Annotated in this window: 20 protein-coding genes; 5 read left to right on the plus strand and 15 right to left on the minus strand. The window is 64.3% G+C overall.

The window, feature by feature from the left end; translation table 11 throughout:
- Positions 1-224: 224 nt before the first annotated feature.
- Together iolE and iolB are read left to right on the plus strand one after the other, a co-directional pair.
- On the plus strand, positions 225-1,130 hold the full coding sequence (gene iolE / locus QCE49_RS08825; RefSeq protein WP_250458330.1) for a myo-inosose-2 dehydratase: 906 nt from the start codon (positions 225-227) through the stop codon (positions 1,128-1,130).
- The gene (gene iolB, locus QCE49_RS08830) at positions 1,127-1,939 is read left to right on the plus strand and encodes a 5-deoxy-glucuronate isomerase (protein WP_008341974.1); all 813 of its coding nucleotides are present in this window, start codon (positions 1,127-1,129) and stop codon (positions 1,937-1,939) included. Before iolE ends, iolB begins: the two co-directional genes overlap by 4 nt.
- Positions 1,940-2,022: 83 nt before the next feature.
- On the opposite strand, the gene QCE49_RS08835 is transcribed toward iolB, so the two are convergent.
- The 11 genes from QCE49_RS08835 to alaS form a co-directional block, all read right to left on the minus strand.
- On the minus strand, positions 2,023-2,322 hold the full coding sequence (locus QCE49_RS08835; protein ID WP_239295554.1) for a PIN domain-containing protein: 300 nt from the start codon (positions 2,320-2,322) through the stop codon (positions 2,023-2,025).
- Complete coding sequence (locus tag QCE49_RS08840) at positions 2,319-2,513, minus strand: FitA-like ribbon-helix-helix domain-containing protein (protein ID WP_250458329.1); 195 nt, start codon at positions 2,511-2,513, stop codon at positions 2,319-2,321. The genes QCE49_RS08835 and QCE49_RS08840 overlap by 4 nt, the downstream gene beginning before the upstream one ends.
- An 11-nt stretch (positions 2,514-2,524) precedes the next feature.
- Complete coding sequence (locus tag QCE49_RS08845; protein WP_250458328.1) at positions 2,525-3,250, minus strand: ABC transporter ATP-binding protein; 726 nt, start codon at positions 3,248-3,250, stop codon at positions 2,525-2,527.
- Entirely contained in the window at positions 3,247-3,987 is a 741-nt protein-coding gene (locus QCE49_RS08850; RefSeq protein ID WP_250434930.1) for an ABC transporter ATP-binding protein, read from the minus strand. The genes QCE49_RS08845 and QCE49_RS08850 overlap by 4 nt, the downstream gene beginning before the upstream one ends.
- Complete coding sequence (locus QCE49_RS08855; protein WP_250458327.1) at positions 3,984-5,066, minus strand: branched-chain amino acid ABC transporter permease; 1,083 nt, start codon at positions 5,064-5,066, stop codon at positions 3,984-3,986. The genes QCE49_RS08850 and QCE49_RS08855 overlap by 4 nt, the downstream gene beginning before the upstream one ends.
- Positions 5,059-5,940, minus strand: coding sequence for a branched-chain amino acid ABC transporter permease (locus QCE49_RS08860; RefSeq protein WP_051996832.1), 882 nt, complete (start codon positions 5,938-5,940; stop codon positions 5,059-5,061). The genes QCE49_RS08855 and QCE49_RS08860 overlap by 8 nt, the downstream gene beginning before the upstream one ends.
- Positions 5,941-6,010: 70 nt before the next feature.
- A complete protein-coding gene (locus QCE49_RS08865) occupies positions 6,011-6,448 on the minus strand; it encodes a thioesterase family protein (protein WP_008341987.1) in 438 nt (145 codons plus the stop codon).
- A gap of 3 nt (positions 6,449-6,451) precedes the next feature.
- Positions 6,452-7,600, minus strand: coding sequence for an iron-containing alcohol dehydrogenase (locus QCE49_RS08870; protein WP_250439987.1), 1,149 nt, complete (start codon positions 7,598-7,600; stop codon positions 6,452-6,454).
- Positions 7,601-7,665: 65 nt separating this feature from the next.
- Positions 7,666-8,700 (minus strand): low specificity L-threonine aldolase, encoded by a 1,035-nt coding sequence (locus QCE49_RS08875; protein WP_244808126.1) that lies wholly within the window; start codon positions 8,698-8,700, stop codon positions 7,666-7,668.
- Between the two features lie 143 nt (positions 8,701-8,843).
- Positions 8,844-9,089: a hypothetical protein gene (locus QCE49_RS08880; RefSeq protein WP_008341990.1), complete on the minus strand. Its 246-nt coding sequence runs from the start codon at positions 9,087-9,089 to the stop codon at positions 8,844-8,846.
- Between the two features lie 123 nt (positions 9,090-9,212).
- Entirely contained in the window at positions 9,213-11,837 is a 2,625-nt protein-coding gene (alaS, locus tag QCE49_RS08885; RefSeq protein WP_008341992.1) for an alanine--tRNA ligase, read from the minus strand.
- A 200-nt stretch (positions 11,838-12,037) separates the two neighbouring features.
- Here alaS and QCE49_RS08890 point away from each other — a divergent pair, with 200 nt between their 5' ends.
- Complete coding sequence (locus QCE49_RS08890; protein WP_175982533.1) at positions 12,038-13,258, plus strand: CaiB/BaiF CoA-transferase family protein; 1,221 nt, start codon at positions 12,038-12,040, stop codon at positions 13,256-13,258.
- Between the two features lie 4 nt (positions 13,259-13,262).
- On the opposite strand, the gene QCE49_RS08895 is transcribed toward QCE49_RS08890, so the two are convergent.
- Positions 13,263-13,475, minus strand: coding sequence for a hypothetical protein (locus tag QCE49_RS08895; RefSeq protein ID WP_008341996.1), 213 nt, complete (start codon positions 13,473-13,475; stop codon positions 13,263-13,265).
- Between the two features lie 384 nt (positions 13,476-13,859).
- Here QCE49_RS08895 and QCE49_RS08900 point away from each other — a divergent pair, with 384 nt between their 5' ends.
- A complete protein-coding gene (locus QCE49_RS08900; RefSeq protein ID WP_008341998.1) occupies positions 13,860-15,569 on the plus strand; it encodes a glutamine--tRNA ligase/YqeY domain fusion protein in 1,710 nt (569 codons plus the stop codon).
- A gap of 80 nt (positions 15,570-15,649) precedes the next feature.
- A complete protein-coding gene (locus QCE49_RS08905) occupies positions 15,650-16,624 on the plus strand; it encodes a transporter substrate-binding domain-containing protein (protein ID WP_008341999.1) in 975 nt (324 codons plus the stop codon).
- Between the two features lie 9 nt (positions 16,625-16,633).
- Here the strand turns inward: QCE49_RS08905 and QCE49_RS08910 are convergent, their stop codons facing one another.
- The 3 genes from QCE49_RS08910 to QCE49_RS08920 all read right to left on the minus strand — a co-directional run bounded on the left by QCE49_RS08910 (position 16,634) and on the right by QCE49_RS08920 (position 18,882).
- Positions 16,634-17,083, minus strand: a complete 450-nt coding sequence (locus QCE49_RS08910; RefSeq protein ID WP_250458326.1) for an NUDIX hydrolase — start codon at positions 17,081-17,083, stop codon at positions 16,634-16,636.
- A 19-nt stretch (positions 17,084-17,102) separates the two neighbouring features.
- Positions 17,103-17,501 (minus strand): RT0821/Lpp0805 family surface protein, encoded by a 399-nt coding sequence (locus tag QCE49_RS08915; protein ID WP_008342001.1) that lies wholly within the window; start codon positions 17,499-17,501, stop codon positions 17,103-17,105.
- A gap of 100 nt (positions 17,502-17,601) precedes the next feature.
- A complete protein-coding gene (locus tag QCE49_RS08920; protein WP_409017212.1) occupies positions 17,602-18,882 on the minus strand; it encodes a cytochrome-c peroxidase in 1,281 nt (426 codons plus the stop codon).
- Between the last annotated feature and the right edge of the window lie 299 nt (positions 18,883-19,181).

Raw genomic sequence — 19,181 nt, forward strand, 5'->3', positions numbered from 1 at the left:
CTCAACGCCATGATGCGCGACGGCACAACTTGGAATCCCCCAAAACCATGATCCTTACCAACTCAACCCTTGACGCTCAATACAGTTGCTTTCTTTGCAGCAGCAAAGAAAGTGACTGCCGCCCCGCACAGGGGCAGTGCTAATAGACCGACGCGAAACCGGGATCCGGCGAAAGCGAAAGCAAAAAGCAAAAAGCAAAAAGCAAAAAGGAGAACCCCAACATCATGCCTTTGAAAAAGATACGCATCGGCATCAATCCATTGTCATGGATGAACGACGACCTGCCTTCGCTCGGCGGCGAGACGCCTCTCTCCACCGCCCTGACGGAAGGAAAACAGATCGGCTATGAAGGCTTCGAGCTAGGCAACAAGTTCCCTCGCGAACCGCAAGCGCTAAAAGCCTTGCTCGCGCAGTACGAGCTAGCGCTAGTCTCAGGCTGGTACTCGGGCCGACTCGCAGAACGCAGCGCAGAAGAAGAAATCGAAGCCGCGGGCCCCCATCTCGACCTGCTCGCGCAAAACGGCGCGACCGTAATGGTCTACGGCGAGGTCGCCAACTCGATCCAGGGCGCGCCAAAACCGCTCTATCAACGTCCGCGCTTTTTCTCGGATGCGCAATGGACCGGGTACGCAGACCGCCTGAACCGCTTCGCCGAATACACCCTCTCGCGCGGCGTGCGCGTCGCCTATCATCATCACATGGGCGCGTATGTCGAAACGCCCGCCGACGTCGACCGCCTCATGGCGCTCACCAACGATTCGGTCGGCCTGCTGTTCGACGCGGGACACATCACGTTCGCGGGCGGCGATGCCCTGAGCGTGCTGCAAAAGCACATCGCTCGTGTATGCCACGTCCACTGCAAAGACGTGCGCCCCGAAATCGTGAAGCTCGCGCGCAATCGCAACTGGAGCTTTCTCGATGCGGTCATCAACGGCGCGTTCTCCGTGCCCGGCGATGGCTGCGTCGACTATCCGGGCATCATCGCGTGTCTCGCAAACCATGATTACGAAGGCTGGCTCGTCGTGGAAGCGGAACAGGATCCGGTGATCGCGCCGAGCTACGCATACGCCGACAAGGGCTATCGCACGCTGCGTACGCTCGTCGACGCAACATTCAAGGAGGCAGCATGAGCCTGCTAGTGAAAGCATCGCGCGAAGGACAAACCATCGCGCGCGTCACGCCCGATTCCGCGGGCTGGAAGCACGTCGGCTTCGCGGCGTATCGCCTGAATGCGGGCGATGTCGTGCATGTCTACGACGCGGATCGCGAAAGCTGCATCGTCGTGTTGACGGGCACGGTGAGCGTCGAAGCGGGCGACGAGCATTATCAGTCGATCGGCTCGCGCGACAGCGTGTTCGAAGACGCCGCCCCGTATGCCGTCTACGTGCCGCCGAAGCTCGCCGCCATCGTGCGTGCGGAACGCGATGCGCAGATCGGCGTCGCGAGCGCGCCCGCGAAGGGCGAGTTTCCGCCGCGTCTCATCGAGCCATCGCAAATGAAGCGCTCGACGCGCGGCAAGAACGCGAATACGCGCTACGTGTGCGACATTCTTCCGCAAACGGAAGATGCCGAGTCGTTGCTGGTCGTGGAAGTGCGCACGCCGGGCGGACATGCGTCGAGCTATCCGCCGCACAAGCACGATCAGGACAATGTGCCCGTCGAAAGCTCGCTCGAAGAGACGTATTACCATCGACTGAATCCGCCGCAAGGCTTCGCGTTTCAGCGCGTCTATACCGATGAACGCGATCTCGATGAAACGATGGCCGTCGAGGATCACGATGTCGTCATGGTGCCGCGTGGGTATCATCCGGTGGTCGTGCCGTATGGCTACGATAACTACTATCTGAACGTGATGGCCGGCGACAAGCGGACGTGGCACTTCAAGAACGATCCGAAGCATGAGTGGATCGTGGAGAGGGATAGCAAGGCGCAGGGTTAAGCGAGCGGGAAGGCGAATGCCGCATGTCGCGGCATTCGCTGCACTACGCGTTCCAGGGATCGAAGATCGTCGCGTCGAACTGACTAATGGGTGCCGATGCTCTTTCTCGACGCAGCGATTTCCGCGTACGCATCGGCTGCATCGTTATCGAAACTCGGCAGACGGCCAGCGAAATCTTCACTGAAGATGATCCGCGTGGCGTCCCATAGGCGCTGCCGCCTGATACCTGCGGCCATCGACCATATTCCATAGAGAATTTCTCCACGCGTGACAGTCGTGGTGAACAGTGCCGAACGCGGCTCGTTGGCGAGCCATGTCAAAACGCGCTGTTCCGGCGCCGGACGCAGCAACTCGGAAAGGACGTTGGTATCTAGAACGATCATTCATCGAACCCCGACGGGTTACGAATCGCCTCGCGCTTGGGAAGCTCCAACTCGACTCCGCCAAGCGGATCGATGCGGCCACGAATCGATTCGACAAGATTCTTTCCTTGCGCCGGTTCTGTCCAAAGAGCTGTCCGCAGAATGTCGCGAGCCTCTTCCTCCATCGAGCGACCGTGCTTCGCTGCCTGCATACGCAGGAACTTCAGGCATATTGACTCGAATCGAACGTGCCACCGACCGACAGCCATTGCCGCGAGATCGCTTCATCGCGCGCGAGCGTCTCGATCGTCCCATCGAACTGTATCGCCCCATGCCCCATGACCGCGACGCGCGCATCGAGCGTGCGCGCGATCGTCAATCGCTCTTCGATCAGCAGCGTCGCGACGCCGCGGTTGCGCAGCATCGCGAGACACGCGGCCACTTCCGCGAGCACTTGCGGCGCGAGCCCTTCGCCCGGTTCGTCGATGACGACCAGCGACGGATCGCCCGTCAACGTGCGCGCGAGCGCGAGCATCTGCTGCTCGCCGCCCGACAGCGCGCCCGCCTTCACCGACGCGCGTTCTTCGAGCACGGGAAACAGCCGATAAGCATCGCGCAACCTAAAACGCGTGCCCCTTCTTTCGCCCAGCACGAGATTTTCGCGCACCGTGAGCGCAGGGAACACATCGCGCGTTTCGGGCACGTAACCAATGCCCAGCCGCGCGATGCGATGCGCCCTCAAGCCGACGAGCTGAACATCGCGATAGCGCATGTCGCCCGCGCATCGCACGAGTCCCATGATGGCTTTCGCGAGCGTCGATCGTCCCGATCCGTTGCGGCCGACAAGCGCCACCGCTTCGCCTTCGTCAATGCACAGGTGCACGCCGTGCAGCACTTGCGCCGCGCCGTACCACGCGCGCAAATCGTCGATACGCAACTGCGCCTTCATGACGCGACTCCACCGAGATACGCGTCCTGAACAGCGCGATTCGCGCGTATCGCAGCGGGCGTATCGGTGGCGATCACGCGCCCTTGCACGAGCACCGAAATGCGATCCGCGAGGCCGAAAACCGCATCCATGTCATGTTCGATGACGAGCAGCGTGCGCCCTTCCGTCGTCGCGCGAATCAGTTCGAGCGCGCGAGTCGCCTCCGCGCGATTCATGCCGGCGGTGGGCTCGTCGAGCAAGATCAGCGGCGCATCGGTGGCAAGCGCGATGCCCAGATCGAGCGCGCGTTGCTCCGCGTACGTCAGGCGTGCCGCGAGTTCGTCGGCGCGCGCGGCAAGGCCGATGGCATCGAGCATCGCGTGCGCGCGTTCGTCGATTCGTCGCGAAGGCAGCCATCGATCGACAAGCCGCGACGATGCCGCGCCGAGCGCCGCGCAACGCAGGTTCTCGAACACGGACAAGCCGCCGAACACGCTCGTCGTCTGAAAGCTGCGGGCAAGCGAGCGCGATACGCGTTGCGGCGGCTTGCCGGTGATATCGATTCCGCTCGCGACGATGCGTCCATCGTCGGGCCGCGTGCGTCCCGAGATCAGATCGAAGAGCGTGGATTTGCCCGCGCCGTTCGGTCCGATGAGCGCGTGCCGCTCGCCCGCAGCGACCTGCAAGTCGACGCCGCGCAGTACGCGCGTCACGCCGAAGCGCTTGACGATGCCATGCAATTCGAGCGCCGCGTTCATCGCGCGGTCCTCGTGCGTCGCGCGAGCCACAAGCCCAGCAACGCGCACGGCAACGCGATGATCCACGCGCCTGCATCGGTTCGTCCGGCGTAAAGCGCTTCGACCGGCACGACGACCGCGACGCCCCACGCGATCGCGCTCAGCATGCCGATGCACAAGGACCGCGCATCGCGCCGAACGAGGCCCGCGACGCCTTCCGGCGCGGCCACGACGACCCACATGAACAAGAGCCCGAGATACATCGGCCACGCGGTGCTGACGCTCGCGAGCCCGACGCTGAAGAACGTGAGCAGCACCGCGCCGACGACCGGCCCGGCGAACGTGCCCGCGCCGCCGATGACGGTCGCGACGAGCGCGCTCGTCGATCGCGCGAGACCGACGCTCTCCGACGACACCAGCTCGACGTTGATCAACGCCAGCACGCCCGCGATGCCCGCGAAAAACGCCGACACGATCAACACGTGCAAGCGCACGCGCGCGGGCGCGAAGCCGATCGCGGCGGCGCGCGCGGGATTGTCGCGCACGGCGTTGGCGAGACGGCACATCGGCGTGCGCGAAAACGCGAACATCGCGACCGCCGATATCACGCACCAGCACGCGATCAACGCATACGCCTCGCGCGGCGGCCCGAAGGTCATCGCGAAGAACGAAGGCCCGCTCGCGCGATCGATCGTCACGCCGCCCTCGCCGCCGAACCACCCCGGCACGAGCCACACGCATGCGGCGACGAGTTCGCTCAAGCCCAGCGTGATCATCGCGAAGGACGTGCCCGCGCGCTGCGTCGAAATCGCGCCGAAAACGACCGCGACGAGCATCGCCGCGCATCCGCCGATCATCGGCAGTAACGGCAACGGCACGCCGAATCGAGCGAACGCATGCGCGGCGGCGAACGCGCCGAGACCCGAATAGACCGCGTGCCCGAACGAGAGCAAACCCGTCTCGCCGAGCAACAGGTTGTACGAAAGCGCGAGGACGATGAGCGTCGCCGTCTGCGCGAGATACGCGAGCAGCCACGATTGATCGACGACGAGCGGCGGCAGCGCGAGCGCGACGATCAGCGCGATGAAGACCTTAAGCATCGCGCGTGCGCTCGCCGAAAAGCCCGCGCGGCCGCGCGGCCAACATCGCGACGAGCAGCAGATACGGCAGCACGGGCGCGAGTTGCGCGACCGTCAACGCGCTCCACGCAGGCGGCAAGGTCACGCCGAGCGATGCCGCGATGCCGCCCGCCGTCGCGCTCGCGCCGACCGCGAAGGTCTGGACGCAGCCGATCAGAAGCGACGCGACGAGCGCGCCGCCGAGCGATCCGAGCCCGCCGATCACGACGACGACGAACACGATCGGGCCCATCGCATCGGCCATCGCCGGTTCGATGACGGCGAGCGGCGCGCCGATCACGCCAGCGAGCGCGGCGAGCGCGGTGCCGGCGGCGAAGACCATCGTGAAGACGCGCGGCACATCGTGGCCGAGCGTTTCGACGGTCGCGGGATGCGTAAGCGCCGCGCGCACGATGAGCCCCGTTTTCGATGTACGCAACACGAGCCACAGCGCGCCGAGCATGACGACGGCGACCGTCATCATGAACACGCGATAGCGCGCGAACGATGCGCCGTACAGCATGAAAAGCGGTCCGTCGAGCACGCGCGGAACGGCGGCGGGCAACGGCCCGAGTCCCCAGACGAGCTTCACGCCCTCGCCGATGACGATGGCCGCGCCGAAGGTCAGCAGCATGTCGGCGAGCGCGCCGCGCGCATGGACGCGCCTCAATAGCAGGCGCTCGAACAAGGCCCCGGCAACGCCAACGATCAATGGCGCACAGATGAGCGCGAACCAGAATCCGCCGTACGCGGCGAGCGCCTGCCCGACATACGCGCCGAGCATGTAGAAACTCGCGTGCGCGAAGTTGAGCACGCCGAGCATCGAGAAAATCAGCGTGAGTCCCGCCGACAGCATGAACAGCAGCAATCCCACGCTCACGCCGTTGAGCAGACTCACGCAAAACCACTGAAGCAAAACGCGACCCTCAGCCGGTGATGAGCGGCTTCAACGCATCGACGAGCGGCGCGGGCAGCGGCACCGGCCTGCGCGTCACGCGATCCACGTAGACATGCACGAAATGCCCCTGCGCGGCGGCTTCGTCCGCGCCTTGCGTGAAGATCGCGACTTCGTAGCGCACGCTCGTATTGCCGAGCTTCTCGACGCGCAAGCCCGCCTCGATCGGTTCGGGAAACACGACCGGCGCGAAGAAATTGCAGCGCGTCTCGACGACGAGGCCGATGGTTGCGCCCTCGCTGAAATCGAGCACGCCCGCGCGCAGCAGATACTCGTTCACGACCGTATCGAAGTAGCTGTAGTAGACGACGTTGTTGATGTGGCCGTAGACGTCGTTATCCGACCAGCGCGTGCTGATCGGCAGGAAGTGCGCGTAATCGGCGCGCGTGGTCGGGACCGGCTTGCTCATCGCTCAGAGAGACTCCATCAGCATGCGTCGATAATCGTCGGCGCTCGCCTCGCGCGGGTTCGTCTTGTGGCAGTGATCCGCGAGCGCGCCCTTCACGACCTTGTCGAACATGCTTTCGTCGACGCCCATCTGCGACAGACGCGTCGGCAGGCCGAGGCGCGCGGTCATGTCGTGCACGGCCTGCGCGACATCGGCGTTATCGGGGAGATTCATCACGCGGCGCATGCGCGCGAAACGCCGGTCCGCGACGACCGTCGGCGCGCTTTCGTTGAAGCGCAGCACGGCAGGCAAGACCACCGCGTTCAGCGTGCCGTGATGCAGCGACGTGCGTCCGTTCACCGCCAGCCCGCCCAGCGGATGCGACAGTGAATGCACGCAGCCGAGGCCCTTCTGGAACGCCATCGCGCCCTGCATCGACGCGGACATCATGTTCAGACGCGCGTCGCGGTCCTGGCCGTCGTGCGTCGCGCGCTCGATGTTGGCCCACGCGCGTTCGAGTCCATCGAGCGCGATGCCGTCGGCGGGCGGATTGAACGCGGGCGCGAGAAACGTTTCGATGCAATGCGCGATCGCGTCCATGCCGGTCGCGGCGGTGAGCGGCGGCGGCAGGCCGAGCGTGAGCGACGGATCGCAGACCGCCGATTTCGGCAGCAGATGCCACGAATGGAAGCCGAGCTTGCGCCCGTCGTTCAGGATGATGATCGCGCCGCGCGCCACTTCGCTGCCCGTGCCCGACGTGGTCGGCACCGCGATCAGCGGCGCCGCGCGCTCGGTGATCTTGCCGCTGCCGCCTTCGATCGTCGCGTAGGTCGTGAGCGGCTCGTCGTGCGTCGCGGCAATCGCCACGCCCTTCGCCAGATCGATCGATGAGCCGCCGCCCACCGCGATCAGGCCGTCGCAGCCTTCGCGCTTGTATTGCGCGGCGGCTTGCATGACCATCGCTTCGGTCGGATTCGACGGCGTGTCGTCGAACACCGGCAGCGCGCCGAGCCGCGCGCTTTCGATCACGCGATCGGCAAGCCCCGCTGCCTTCACGCCTTTATCGGTGATGACGAGCGGACGCTTCATCCCGATGCGCGCGCATTCGCTTTGCAGCGTCTGTAGCGCGTCGTAGCCGAGATGAATGTGGGTCAGATAGAAGATGAAGGCCATGGCGTCAGCGTCGATAAAAGAGGTGCGGCCATGTTGAAACCGCACGCCGGAAGTGTCAATCGGGGTTAGATCGACGCCGACAAGGCGCGCACTTCATCGACGAAGCGCTCGACGGTCCCCCGCTGCGTATCCCACGCGCACATCAGACGGCAGCCGCCCGAGCCGATGAACTGATAGAAGCGCCAGCCCTTCGCGCGCAGCGCCGCCGCGACGTGCGCCGGCAACTCCGCGAACACCGCGTTCGACTCGGGCTTGAAGAGCAGCGACACGCCCGCAATGCCGGCGAGGCGCTCGGCCATCAGCGATGCCATCGCGTTCGCGTGACGCGCGTTGCGCAGCCAGACGTCGTCGTCGAGCAGACCGAGCCACGGCGCGGAAATGAAGCGCATCTTCGAGGCGAGTTGCCCGGCCTGCTTCAGGCGATAGGCAAAATCGGCGGCGAGCGCCTTGTCGAAGAACACGACCGCCTCGCCCACCGGCAGACCGTTTTTCGTGCCGCCGAAGCACAGCACATCGACGCCCGCGCGCCACGTGATCTCCGACGGATGCACGTTCAGCGTCGCGACCGCGTTCGCGAAACGCGCGCCGTCCATGTGGATCTTCAGATGCCGCCGCTTGGCGATGGCCGCGATCGCGCGGATCTCCTCGACGGTGTAGACGGTGCCGACTTCCGTCGCCTGCGTGAGCGAGACGACCTTGGGCTTCGGATAGTGGATATCCGAGCGCTTCGTGACGAGTTCCTCGATCGCGTCGGGCGTGAGCTTGCCGTTCTCGCCCTTCGCGGTGAGCAGCTTCGAGCCGCCGGAGAAGAATTCGGGGCCGCCGCATTCATCGGTTTCGATATGCGCGAGTTCGTGGCAGATCACCGAGTGATACGACTGACAGAGCGACGCGAGCGCGAGCGAATTCGCCGCCGTGCCGTTGAAGACGAAAAAGACTTCGCAATCGGTCTGGAAGAGGTTGCGGATGCGGTCGCAGACTTGCGTGGTCCACGAATCGTCGCCATAGGCGGGTTCGTGGCCGCTCGTGTTGGCCTGGATCAGCGCTTGGAGCGCTTCCGGGCAGATGCCTGCGTAGTTGTCGGAGGCGAAGTGTTGGATCGGGTCCGTGGGCGCTGTCATGGGGTCGCTGTGATGGCCGGTTTTTGAACGCGGCGCGCGCGGGCGCTAAAACATCGAACGTCATCGCGCGCGCCGGCAATCGGGCCATTTTAGCGGTTCATCGCCTTCCGAACCGCGTGCGCCTACTTGGTGTTCGGCGCGCTCGCGGCGTTGGCCTGCTGCGCCTGTTGCGCCTGCTTGTCCTTCTTGTTCGCTTCGTGATGGCCGATCGCGCAGCCGCCGATCGCGCCCGCGGTGCCATGTCCGCCCGCGACATGTCCCGCGACGCCGCCGACCGCCGCGCCCTTCAGACAGCCCTTCGCCTGCGCGGCGCCCGTTGCTGCGAGCATCGTCGAAGCCAGAATGATCGATGCGAGTCTGCGATTCATATGTCGTCTCCCTTGTGTTGATGGAACTTCACGGGAAGACGCACGCGCCATACCTGACAGCGTGTAAAGAAAAACGGCCCGATCTTCGTCCGATCGAGCCGTTTTGTCAGAAGCGATGAACGCTTAAAGCTGCTGCTGCACCCATCCGGTCACGCCGGCCAGCGCGGCCGGCAGATTGGCCGGCTCCGTGCCCCCTGCCTGCGCCATGTCGGGACGGCCGCCGCCCTTGCCGCCGACCTGCTGCGCGACGAAATTGACGAGCTCGCCCGCCTTCACCTTTTTCGACGCGTCCGGCGTCACGCCCGCGATCAGGCTGACCTTGCCGCCATCGACCGATGCAAGCACGATCGCCGCGCTCTTGAGCTTGTCCTTGAGCTTGTCGACGGTTTCACGCAGCGTCTTCACGTCCGCGCCTTCGAGTTGCGCGGCGAGCACCTGCACGCCGGAAACATCGACGGCCTTCGAGACGAGTTCGTCGCCCTGGCTCGCCGCCAGCTTCGATTTCAGCGCGCCCAGTTCCTTCTCCAGCGACTTCACGTGCTCCTGAACCTGCGCGATGCGTTGCGTGAGTTCGGACGGTTGCGCCTTCAGCACGCCCGCCGCCGCATTGATGCGCTGATCCAGTTCCTGCACGTAGCGCACGGCGTTGTCGCCGGTGATCGCCTCGACGCGGCGAATGCCCGCCGCGACGCCGCCTTCCATCACGATCTTGAAGAAGCCGATGTCGCCGGTGCGCTGCACGTGCGTACCGCCGCACAGCTCGCGCGAGAAGCCGAGATCGAGCACGCGCACGGTGTCGCCGTATTTCTCGCCGAAGAGCGCCATCGCGCCGCCCTTCACCGCGTCGTCGTACGGCATCACGCGCACGACGCCCGGCGCGTTCGCGATGATCTCGTTGTTGACGATCTGCTCGACGCGACGGATTTCTTCGTCCGACATCGGCGCGTTGTGGGCGAAGTCGAAGCGCGTCTTGTCCGCATCGACGAGCGAGCCTTTCTGCTGCACGTGACCGCCGAGCACTTCGCGCAGCGCCTTGTGCATCAAATGCGTGGCCGAGTGATTGCGCGCGGTGCGGGCGCGGCGCACGCCGTCGATTTCCGCCTTCACGACGTCGCCGACCTTGAGCGTGCCCTGCTCGACCGTGCCGTGATGACCGACGACATCGGCCTGCACTTTCAGCGTGTCCGCGACGGCGAAGCGCACGCTTGCGTTCGCGAGCACGCCCTGATCGCCGACCTGGCCGCCCGATTCGGCATAGAACGGCGTGTGATCGAGCACGACGACCGCTTGCTGGCCGTCCTTCACTTCATTGACCGATGCGCCTTCGACGTACAACGCGAGGATTTTCGCGTCGTCGAAGATTTCCTTTTCGTAGCCGTGGAACGTGGACTTCGCGCCCGAGTATTCGAGGCCCGCCGCCAGCTTGAACTTGCCGGCCGCGCGCGCCTGATCGCGCTGACGCGCCATCGCGTCGTCGAACGCGGGTTCGTCGACGGTCACGCCACGCTCGCGGCACACGTCCGCCGTGAGGTCGAGCGGGAAGCCGTAGGTGTCGTGCAGCTTGAACGCGAGTTCGCCGTCCAGTTGCTTCACGCCCTTCTTTTCGAGATCGGCGAGTTCGCCTTCGAGGATCGACATACCGTGCTCGATGGTCTCGAAGAAGCGCTCTTCTTCCTGACGCAGCACGTCGGTCACGCGTTGTTGCGCATCGGTGAGTTCCGGATACGCCGCGCCCATTTCCGCGACGAGATCCGCGACGAGCTTGTGGAAGAACGCGCCCTTCTTGCCGAGCTTGTAGCCGTGACGGATCGCGCGGCGCACGATGCGGCGCAGCACGTAGCCGCGGCCTTCGTTGCCGGGAATGACGCCGTCGACGATCAGGAACGAGCATGCGCGGATGTGGTCCGCGATCACCTTCAGCGAGTTGTTTTCCAGGTCCGGCGTGTTCGTTTCGCGCGCCGCGGCCTTGATGAGATTCTGGAACAGGTCGATCTCATAGTTGCTGTGCACGTGCTGCAGCACCGCGGCGAGACGTTCGAGGCCCATGCCGGTATCGACGCACTGCTTGGGCAGCGGCGTCATGTTGCCTTGCGCGTCGCGATTGAACTGCATGAACACGAGATTCCAGATCTCGATGAAGCGGTCGCCGTCTTCTTCGGGCGATCCCGGCGGGCCGCCCCAGATTTCCGGGCCGTGGTCGTAGAACACTTCGGAGCACGGACCGCACGGGCCGGTGTCGGCCATCTGCCAGAAATTGTCCGATGCGTAACGGGCGCCCTTGTTGTCGCCGATGCGGATGATGCGCTCGACCGGCACGCCGATTTCCTTCGCCCAGATATCGAAGGCTTCGTCGTCTTCCTGATAGACCGTGACCGTGAGTTTTTCCGCCGGCAGGTTGTAGACCTTCGTCAGCAGTTCCCAGCAGTAGTGAATCGCGTCGCGCTTGAAGTAATCGCCGAACGAGAAGTTGCCGAGCATCTCGAAGAACGTGTGATGCCGCGCGGTGTAGCCGACGTTCTCCAGATCGTTGTGCTTGCCGCCCGCGCGCACGCTGCGCTGCGCGGTCGTCGCGCGCGAATACGGACGCGATTCGCTGCCCAGGAACACGTCCTTGAACTGGACCATGCCCGAGTTGGTGAAGAGCAGCGTCGGGTCGTTGCCGGGCACGAGGCTCGACGAACGCACGATCGTATGGCCCTTCGATTCGAAAAACTTCAGGAATTTCTCGCGTATTTCGGCGGCTTTCATAGCGTACGGGGCGTGTCTTCGGTTCTTTGATGGCGCCCGCGGGCAGCTGATTTCGCAGGCTGCCGGCGGAACAAGGGTGATTGTCGATTATACGGGATTCGCCGCGCGCGCCCGGGCGATGCGGACGCCCGCGCTATCGCGCACGCCGCGGTTCTGTGCGACAGTCGCACTCCGGAGACACAACGTAGCGAGACACATCGATGGGAGCCTTGAGCCATATTCGCGTGCTGGACCTGACCCGCGTGCTGGCGGGACCGTGGTGCGCGCAGACGCTCGCCGACTTCGGCGCGGACGTCATCAAGATCGAGCGGCCCGGAACCGGCGACGACACCCGTCACTGGGGCCCGCCCTACCTCAAGACGCCCGAGGGCAACGACACGCACGAAGCCGCGTACTACCTCGCGGCGAACCGCAACAAGCGCTCGGTGACGGTCGATATCGCCACGCCCGAAGGCCAGCAGATCGTGCGCGAACTGGCCGCGCAAAGCGATGTCGTCCTCGAAAACTACAAGGCCGGGCAACTGAAGAAGTACGGGCTCGACTACGAGTCGCTGAAGGCCGTGAAGCCGGACATCGTCTATTGCTCGGTGACGGGCTTCGGGCAGACGGGGCCGTACGCGTCGCGCGCGGGCTACGATTTCATCGTGCAGGGCATCGGCGGATTCATGAGCATCACCGGCGAGCGCGACGGCCAGCCCGGCGGCGGTCCGCAGAAAGCGGGGGTGGCGATCGCCGATCTGATGACCGGCATGTACGCGACCATCGGCGTGCTCACCGCGCTCGCGCACCGCGACCGCACGGGCGAGGGCCAATACATCGACATGGCGCTGCTCGACGTGCAGGTCGCGATGCTCGCCAACATGAACACGAATTTTCTCGCGAGCGGCAAGCCGCCGGTGCGCTGGGGCAACGCGCATCCGAACATCGTGCCGTATCAGACCTTCCAGACGAGCGATGGCTGGATCATCGTCGCGGTGGGCAACGACGGGCAGTTCCGCAAGTTCGTCGAAGCGGGCGGACGCCCCGAGCTGGCCGACGACGCGCGTTTCGCGGCGAATCCGTCGCGCGTGCGCAACCGCGACATGCTCGTGCCGATTCTCGCGGACATGGTGCGTCTGAAAGGCAAGCACGAATGGATCGCCGAGCTCGAGGCGGCGGGCGTGCCGTGCGGGCCGATCAACGATCTCGGCGAAGTATTCGAGGATCCGCAAGTGCTCGCGCGCAGGATGCAGATCGATCTGCCGCATCCGACGGCCGGCACCGTGAAACTCGTCGCGAGCCCGATCAAGATGAGCGCGACGCCGCCCGAAGCGCGCACGCATCCGCCGCTGCTAGGCGAGCACACGTCGAGCGTGCTGGCCGACGTGCTCGGCTACGACGAAGCGAAAATCGCGCGATTGCGGGAAAAGAAGGCGATCTGAACCCTTATCGAACGCCCGCGCCGATCAGACCGCCCGCCGCCGCGCCCGCGACGGTGCCGATCGGCCCGCCCGTGACCAGATACCCGAGCGCGCCGCCGGCGGCCGCGCCGACGCCCGCGTGAGCCTGCTGACGCGAGACGTTTGCGCAGGCGGCGAGGCTCGATACGAGCGCGGCTGCGGCGGCGAATTTGAGCGTCGTGAGGGCGATCTTCTTCATGATGGGCTTCCTTGTGTTGTCGTTGTGATGTGTTGTGCCTGGCGCTCGAGCGTGCCCCCGGAACCGGCGCGCTCGATGCACGCGAGCCGATCTTAAGAGCCCGCGCGCGCGCCTTTCAACGCGATTTACGTCCCGTTACGGCGGTTACGAGGCGTGCCGCGGCACGTAAACCATGTAACGGAACTCGCGAAACGGCGCGACGGCTGGAACCGCCCGGCGAAACAAAGCGCGAGCGCTTCCTCATACGCCGCCGCGGCCTGCCCCGGACGGTTGCGTAAGGTAGAATCGACCCAATATTCAAGGCCTTCGTACGCGTTTCGAGTTTCATCGAGCGCTTCCCGAACCGATCACGCGCGCGAGCGCATCCGCTGCCACTTTTTCCGCATGAACACCGATCGCAACGACGCTCCGGCGCCATCCAATTTCATTCGCAACATCATCGAAGACGACAACCGCTCCGGCAAATGGTCGCAGCGGGTCGAGACGCGCTTTCCGCCGGAGCCGAACGGCTATCTGCATATCGGCCATGCGAAGAGCATCTGCGTGAACTTCGGCCTCGCCGCGGATTACGGCGGCGTGTGCCATCTGCGCTTCGACGATACGAATCCCGAGAAGGAAAGCGTCGAATACGTCGATTCGATCATCGACGCCGTGAAATGGCTCGGCTTCGACTGGAACAAGAACGGCATCGAGCACCGCTATTTCGCGAGCGACTACTACGACAAGCTGTACGAATACGCCGAAATGCTCATCAAGAAGGGCCAGGCGTACGTCGACAGTCAAACGGCCGAAGAGATGCGCGCGACGCGCGGCTCGGCCACCGAAGCCGGCATCAACTCGCCGTATCGCGATCGTTCGCCCGAAGAAAACCTCGACCTCTTCCGCCGCATGAAGGCGGGCGAGTTCAAGGAAGGCGAGCACGTGCTGCGCGCGAAAATCGACATGGCGTCGCCGAACTTCAACATGCGCGATCCGGTCATCTACCGCATCCGCTTCGCGCATCATTACCGTACCGGCGATACGTGGTGCATCTACCCGATGTACGACTACGCGCACTGCGTGTCGGACGCGATCGAGAACATCACGCACTCGCTCTGCACGCTGGAGTTCGAAGATCATCGGCCGCTCTACGACTGGTTCCTCGCGCAGCTCGCGGACGACGGCGTGTTTCAGCGTCCGCTCCCGCAACAAATCGAGTTCTCGCGCCTGAACCTCACCTACGCGATCACGAGCAAGCGCAAGCTGCTGCAGCTCGTGCAGGACAATCACGTCGACGGCTGGGACGATCCGCGCATGCCGACCATCGTCGGCGTGCGTCGCCGCGGCTTTACGCCGGAAAGCATTCGTTTGATGGTCGAGCGCGTCGGCGTGACGAAGGTCGATTCATGGATCGACATGAGCATTCTCGAAGGCGCACTGCGCGACGATCTCGACGAGAAAGCGCCGCGCGCGATCGCCGTGCTCGATCCGCTGAAGCTCATCATCGACAACTATCCGGAAGGACAGAGCGAGGAATGCAGCGCGCCGGTGCATCCGCATCATGCGGATCGCGGCGTACGCACGTTCCCGTTCTCGCGCGAATTGTGGATCGAGCGCGAGGACTTTCAGGAAACGCCGCCGAAGGGCTATTTCCGCCTCTTCCCCGGCAACAAGGTGCGTCTGAAGTACGGCTTCATCGTCGAATGCACGGGCGCGGACAAGGACGAGAACGGCAACGTGATCGCCGTGCACTGCAACTACTTCCCGGACAGCAAGTCGGGCACCGAAGGCGCGAACAACTACAAGGTGAAGGGCACGATCCACTGGGTCAGCGCGGCGACCGCTTATGCGGCCGAGGTGCGTCTGTACGACCGTCTGTTCAAGGAACCGCAGCCGGGCGCGGGCGGCGCGGAGTTCCTCGACGCGCTCAATCCGGATTCGAAGCGCGTCGTGAACGCCTATCTCGAACCGAGCGCGCGCGATGCGAACGCCGAAGACCGCTTCCAGTTCGAGCGGCACGGCTACTTCGTCGCGGACCGTGTGGATTCGCAGCCGGGTAAGCCCGTGTTCAACCGCATCGTCAGCCTGCGCGACAGCTGGGGCAAGCCGGCCTGACATCGATGCGACGAGGGCGCCGCGCGGCGCCCTCGTCGTGTCTGGCGGCCCGGCCATACGCCGCTTCCAACGAGGAGAACATGAAGCAGTCGCATTCCTTCGCGCCGCGCCGCACACGGGCCCAACGAAGCGCCGCCCTCGCCTCCGTGCTGCTGTTCGCATCCGCCGGCGCGGGTGCCGCCACGAGCGCCGAACTGGCGACGGCCCAAGCCAGCGTCGATCAGATGCCGCCGTCGGCGACGCTGCGCAAGATCGCCGAGAACGGCGCGATCGTGCTGGGCACGCGCGAATCGTCGGTGCCGTTTTCGTACACGGTGAAGCAGCAGCCAGTGGGCTACTCGTACGACATCGCACTGAAGGTCGTCGACGACATCAGGAAGCGCCTCAAGATGCCGAACCTCGCGGTCAAGAACGTGATGGTCACGTCGGCGAACCGCATCTCTTATGTCGTGAACAATCAGGTCGATCTGGAATGCGGCTCGACCGCGCATGTGGCCGATCGCGATCCGCTCGTCGCGTTCTCGAACAGCTTTTTTCAGTACGGCATCCGCATGGCCGTGAAGAAGAAGTCGGGCATCCGCGATTACGACGATCTCGCGAACAGGACGGTCGTGACGACGGCGGGCACGTCGGACGAGCGCATGCTGCGGCAGATGAGCATCGACAGGAAGCTGAACCTGCGCATCATCAGCGCGCGCGATCATGCGGAGGCGTTCGCCGCGCTGAAGTCGGATCGCGCGGTCGCGTTCGTGATGGACGATCCGCTTCTCTACGGCAAGATCGCGCAGGAAGGCGCGGCGCGCAATGAATACACGGTGACGGGCGCACCGCTCGCGAACGAAGCGTACGGCTGCATGATGAGAAAGGGCGACCCGGTGTTCAAGCGCATCGTCGACGACGTGATCGCCGGCATGCAGCGCTCGGGCGAAGCCACGAAGCTCTACGAGACGTGGTTCATGCGCCCGATTCCCCCCGACGGCATCAACCTGCAATTCCCGATGTCGCCGGAAATGAAGGCGCTCTTCGCCAATCCCAACGACCGCACGATCGACTGATCGCGCCGGTCAAAGCGTCTCGTGCAGTTCGGCGAGCGAGAGCGTGGTCTGAAAGAGCCGCGCGAGACTGCGGCTCGCGAACTGATCGACATCCGCCGGACTGACCCAGCGATACGCATCCATCTCCGGAATCATGGTGCCGTCGCTGTAGCGCGGGAAAAACGATTCGCACACGCAGTTTTCGAGCTGCACTTCCTCGGCGGAAACGCGCACCGCGAACAGATGCAGATCCTTGTCGCGGCGATAGACGAAGCGCCCGAGATCCTTCAGACGTTCAGCGGGCAGCACGATGCCCGTCTCCTCGACGAGCTCGCGCAACGCCGCCTCGCGCGGGCTTTCGCCCGGATCGGCGGCGCCCTTGGGCACGTCCCAGTGCGTGGTTTCGGTCGCGTGACAGAGCAGCACGTCGCCCTGTTCGTTGAGGATGACCACGCCGCACGATACGGTGCGCGAGGTCATCGATCGCTTGCCCGGTTCGTCACTGCTTCTTGAGTTTCCACGTGCCGTCGCTCTGCTTGCATGCGGTCGGGATCCAGGTTTGCGTCTGTCCCTTCGCGTGTGCGACGAGCGTGACCTTGCGGCATTTGAGGCCGCCGGATTCGAAGGTTTCCTGCGGCGTCACCGTTCCGTTGATCGGGACCGTGTTGCCCGTGCCCTCGTTGTTCCAGTCGAGCGATTCGCCGTCCTGCTTCGTGTTGAGCGCGATCTGCGCGGCCTTGTTGAGCGCCTGCAGGTCGCGCTGCTTCATGTAGGTGATCGGCGTGTTGTTCAGGAAGCCGAGATTGGCGGCGGATGCGGTCGCGCTCACGGCGACGAGCGCGGCTGCCGCGATCGTCCGGAGAGAGGCGTGAGCGAACGCTCGATCTCGTATCGGCATGAAGTTTCTCCTCGTTGCATTGGTGTTTCGCCGATGACCGCGCCGGCCGTCGGCTGCAACGAGAATAGCATGAGGCGCGGGCCGCGCCGCCCGCGCTGTCTCAGTTATGCGCGGACTTCATTTCGTTGATGCCGATGCCCTTTTGCGAGTCCTTGTCCCTCGCCGGATCGTAGTCGTCGGTGAGCGTGCCGAGGAACGCGACGACGTCCTTGATCTCGGCTTCGTCGAGCGCGGGTTTGTCGCCTTTCTTGCGATCGAACGGCGGCTCGGTGTTGACGTTCTCCCAGTACTTCTTCGGCAGGTCGTCGAACTTCTGCACGGCGCCGTTCTTCGGCACCGGATAGAACTTTTCCGGATTCGTGTCGCGCTCGACATAGAAACGCACCACGTCTTCCAGACGATGATAGATGCCGTTATGGAAGAAGGTCTTGCGCGTCGCGACGTTGCGCAGCGACGGCGTGCGGAAGATCCCGCAATACTCGTCCATGCCCTTCAGGTCGCGACGCTCGGGACCGCATGCGCCGAGATCGTGGAAATTCGGATTCTTGTTGATCGGCAAGGCGCGGTTGCGCGGCACGCCGATCGCGATCAGGCCGAAGTCGCTGAACTGCGGCGGCGAGCCGTCCTTCGCGCGCTGGCTGATGTGGCACGACGCGCAATTGCCCTTGTTCTCGTCGTTGAAGAGTTGCAGGCCGTGCATTTCGGCGTCGTTGAGCTTCGCGCGGCCGGCGAGGAACGCGTCGTACTTGCTCGTGTACGGATAGAACTTGTCGGGCGATTGCTCGAACGCTTCGAGCGATTCCAGCACCGACGCGAACGCCTTGTCGTCGCTTGCGAAGACATCGGCGCCGAACGCGCGGCGGAAATCATCGGCATAGGACGACGCCTTCACCGCCGCGACGACCTTGCCCGGCGTGCTGCCCATTTCGAACGACGACAGAATCGGGATGCGCGCCTGATCCGATCCGCGATCGACGCGGCCGTCCCACGTCAGGCCGCCGGTCGGTCCGGCATCGACGCTTTCGTCGCCTTCATCGTCGGAATCGTGGAAGTGACGCGTGAAGGCCGGCACCGACTGCAAGTACTTGAGCGACGGCACCGCGCGAAAGCCCGCCTGATGCATGTCGTTGCCGCCGAGCTGCACGGACAGCGCATTCGGCGGCCCGAACGCATGACTCGGGCTATGGCACGACGCGCACGCGAGCTTGCCCGACCCGGACAGCGACGGATCGAAGAAAAGCTTCTCGCCGAGCGAGGTGATCTGTTTCACATGCGCGAATACTTCCGCGCGCGATTGACCGTGCGGCGCCGTGTTGTCCGCGTTGGCCGCATTCACCGTCCTGGCCGCGACGTTCGCCGCGTGCGAATCGCAGCCGCTCATCGCCGCCGAAAACGCGGCAAGCGCGATGGAACACAGGACGAACGGCAGGCGCATCGAAGACATGGCGTAGGAGGCGGAATCGAAAGATGCCGAAGCGTATGTCGTCTGCGTGTCTTTCATGTGACAAGCCTCGACGCTTTCACATCGAACCATTTACGCGAAATTTATTAAGCAAACATTACGCAAACGAAAGCGTTATTACATGGTTGCGTCAATTTGCGTTGCGACACTGCGCACGCCGGCGAGCAAAGACTCATTCGACGATGAAGCCGCGCCGTGCGCCGGTCCCCAACACAAGA

It is taken from the genome of Caballeronia sp. LZ008 (assembly GCF_031451435.1).
Taxonomy (GTDB): Bacteria; Pseudomonadota; Gammaproteobacteria; order Burkholderiales; family Burkholderiaceae; genus Caballeronia; species Caballeronia zhejiangensis.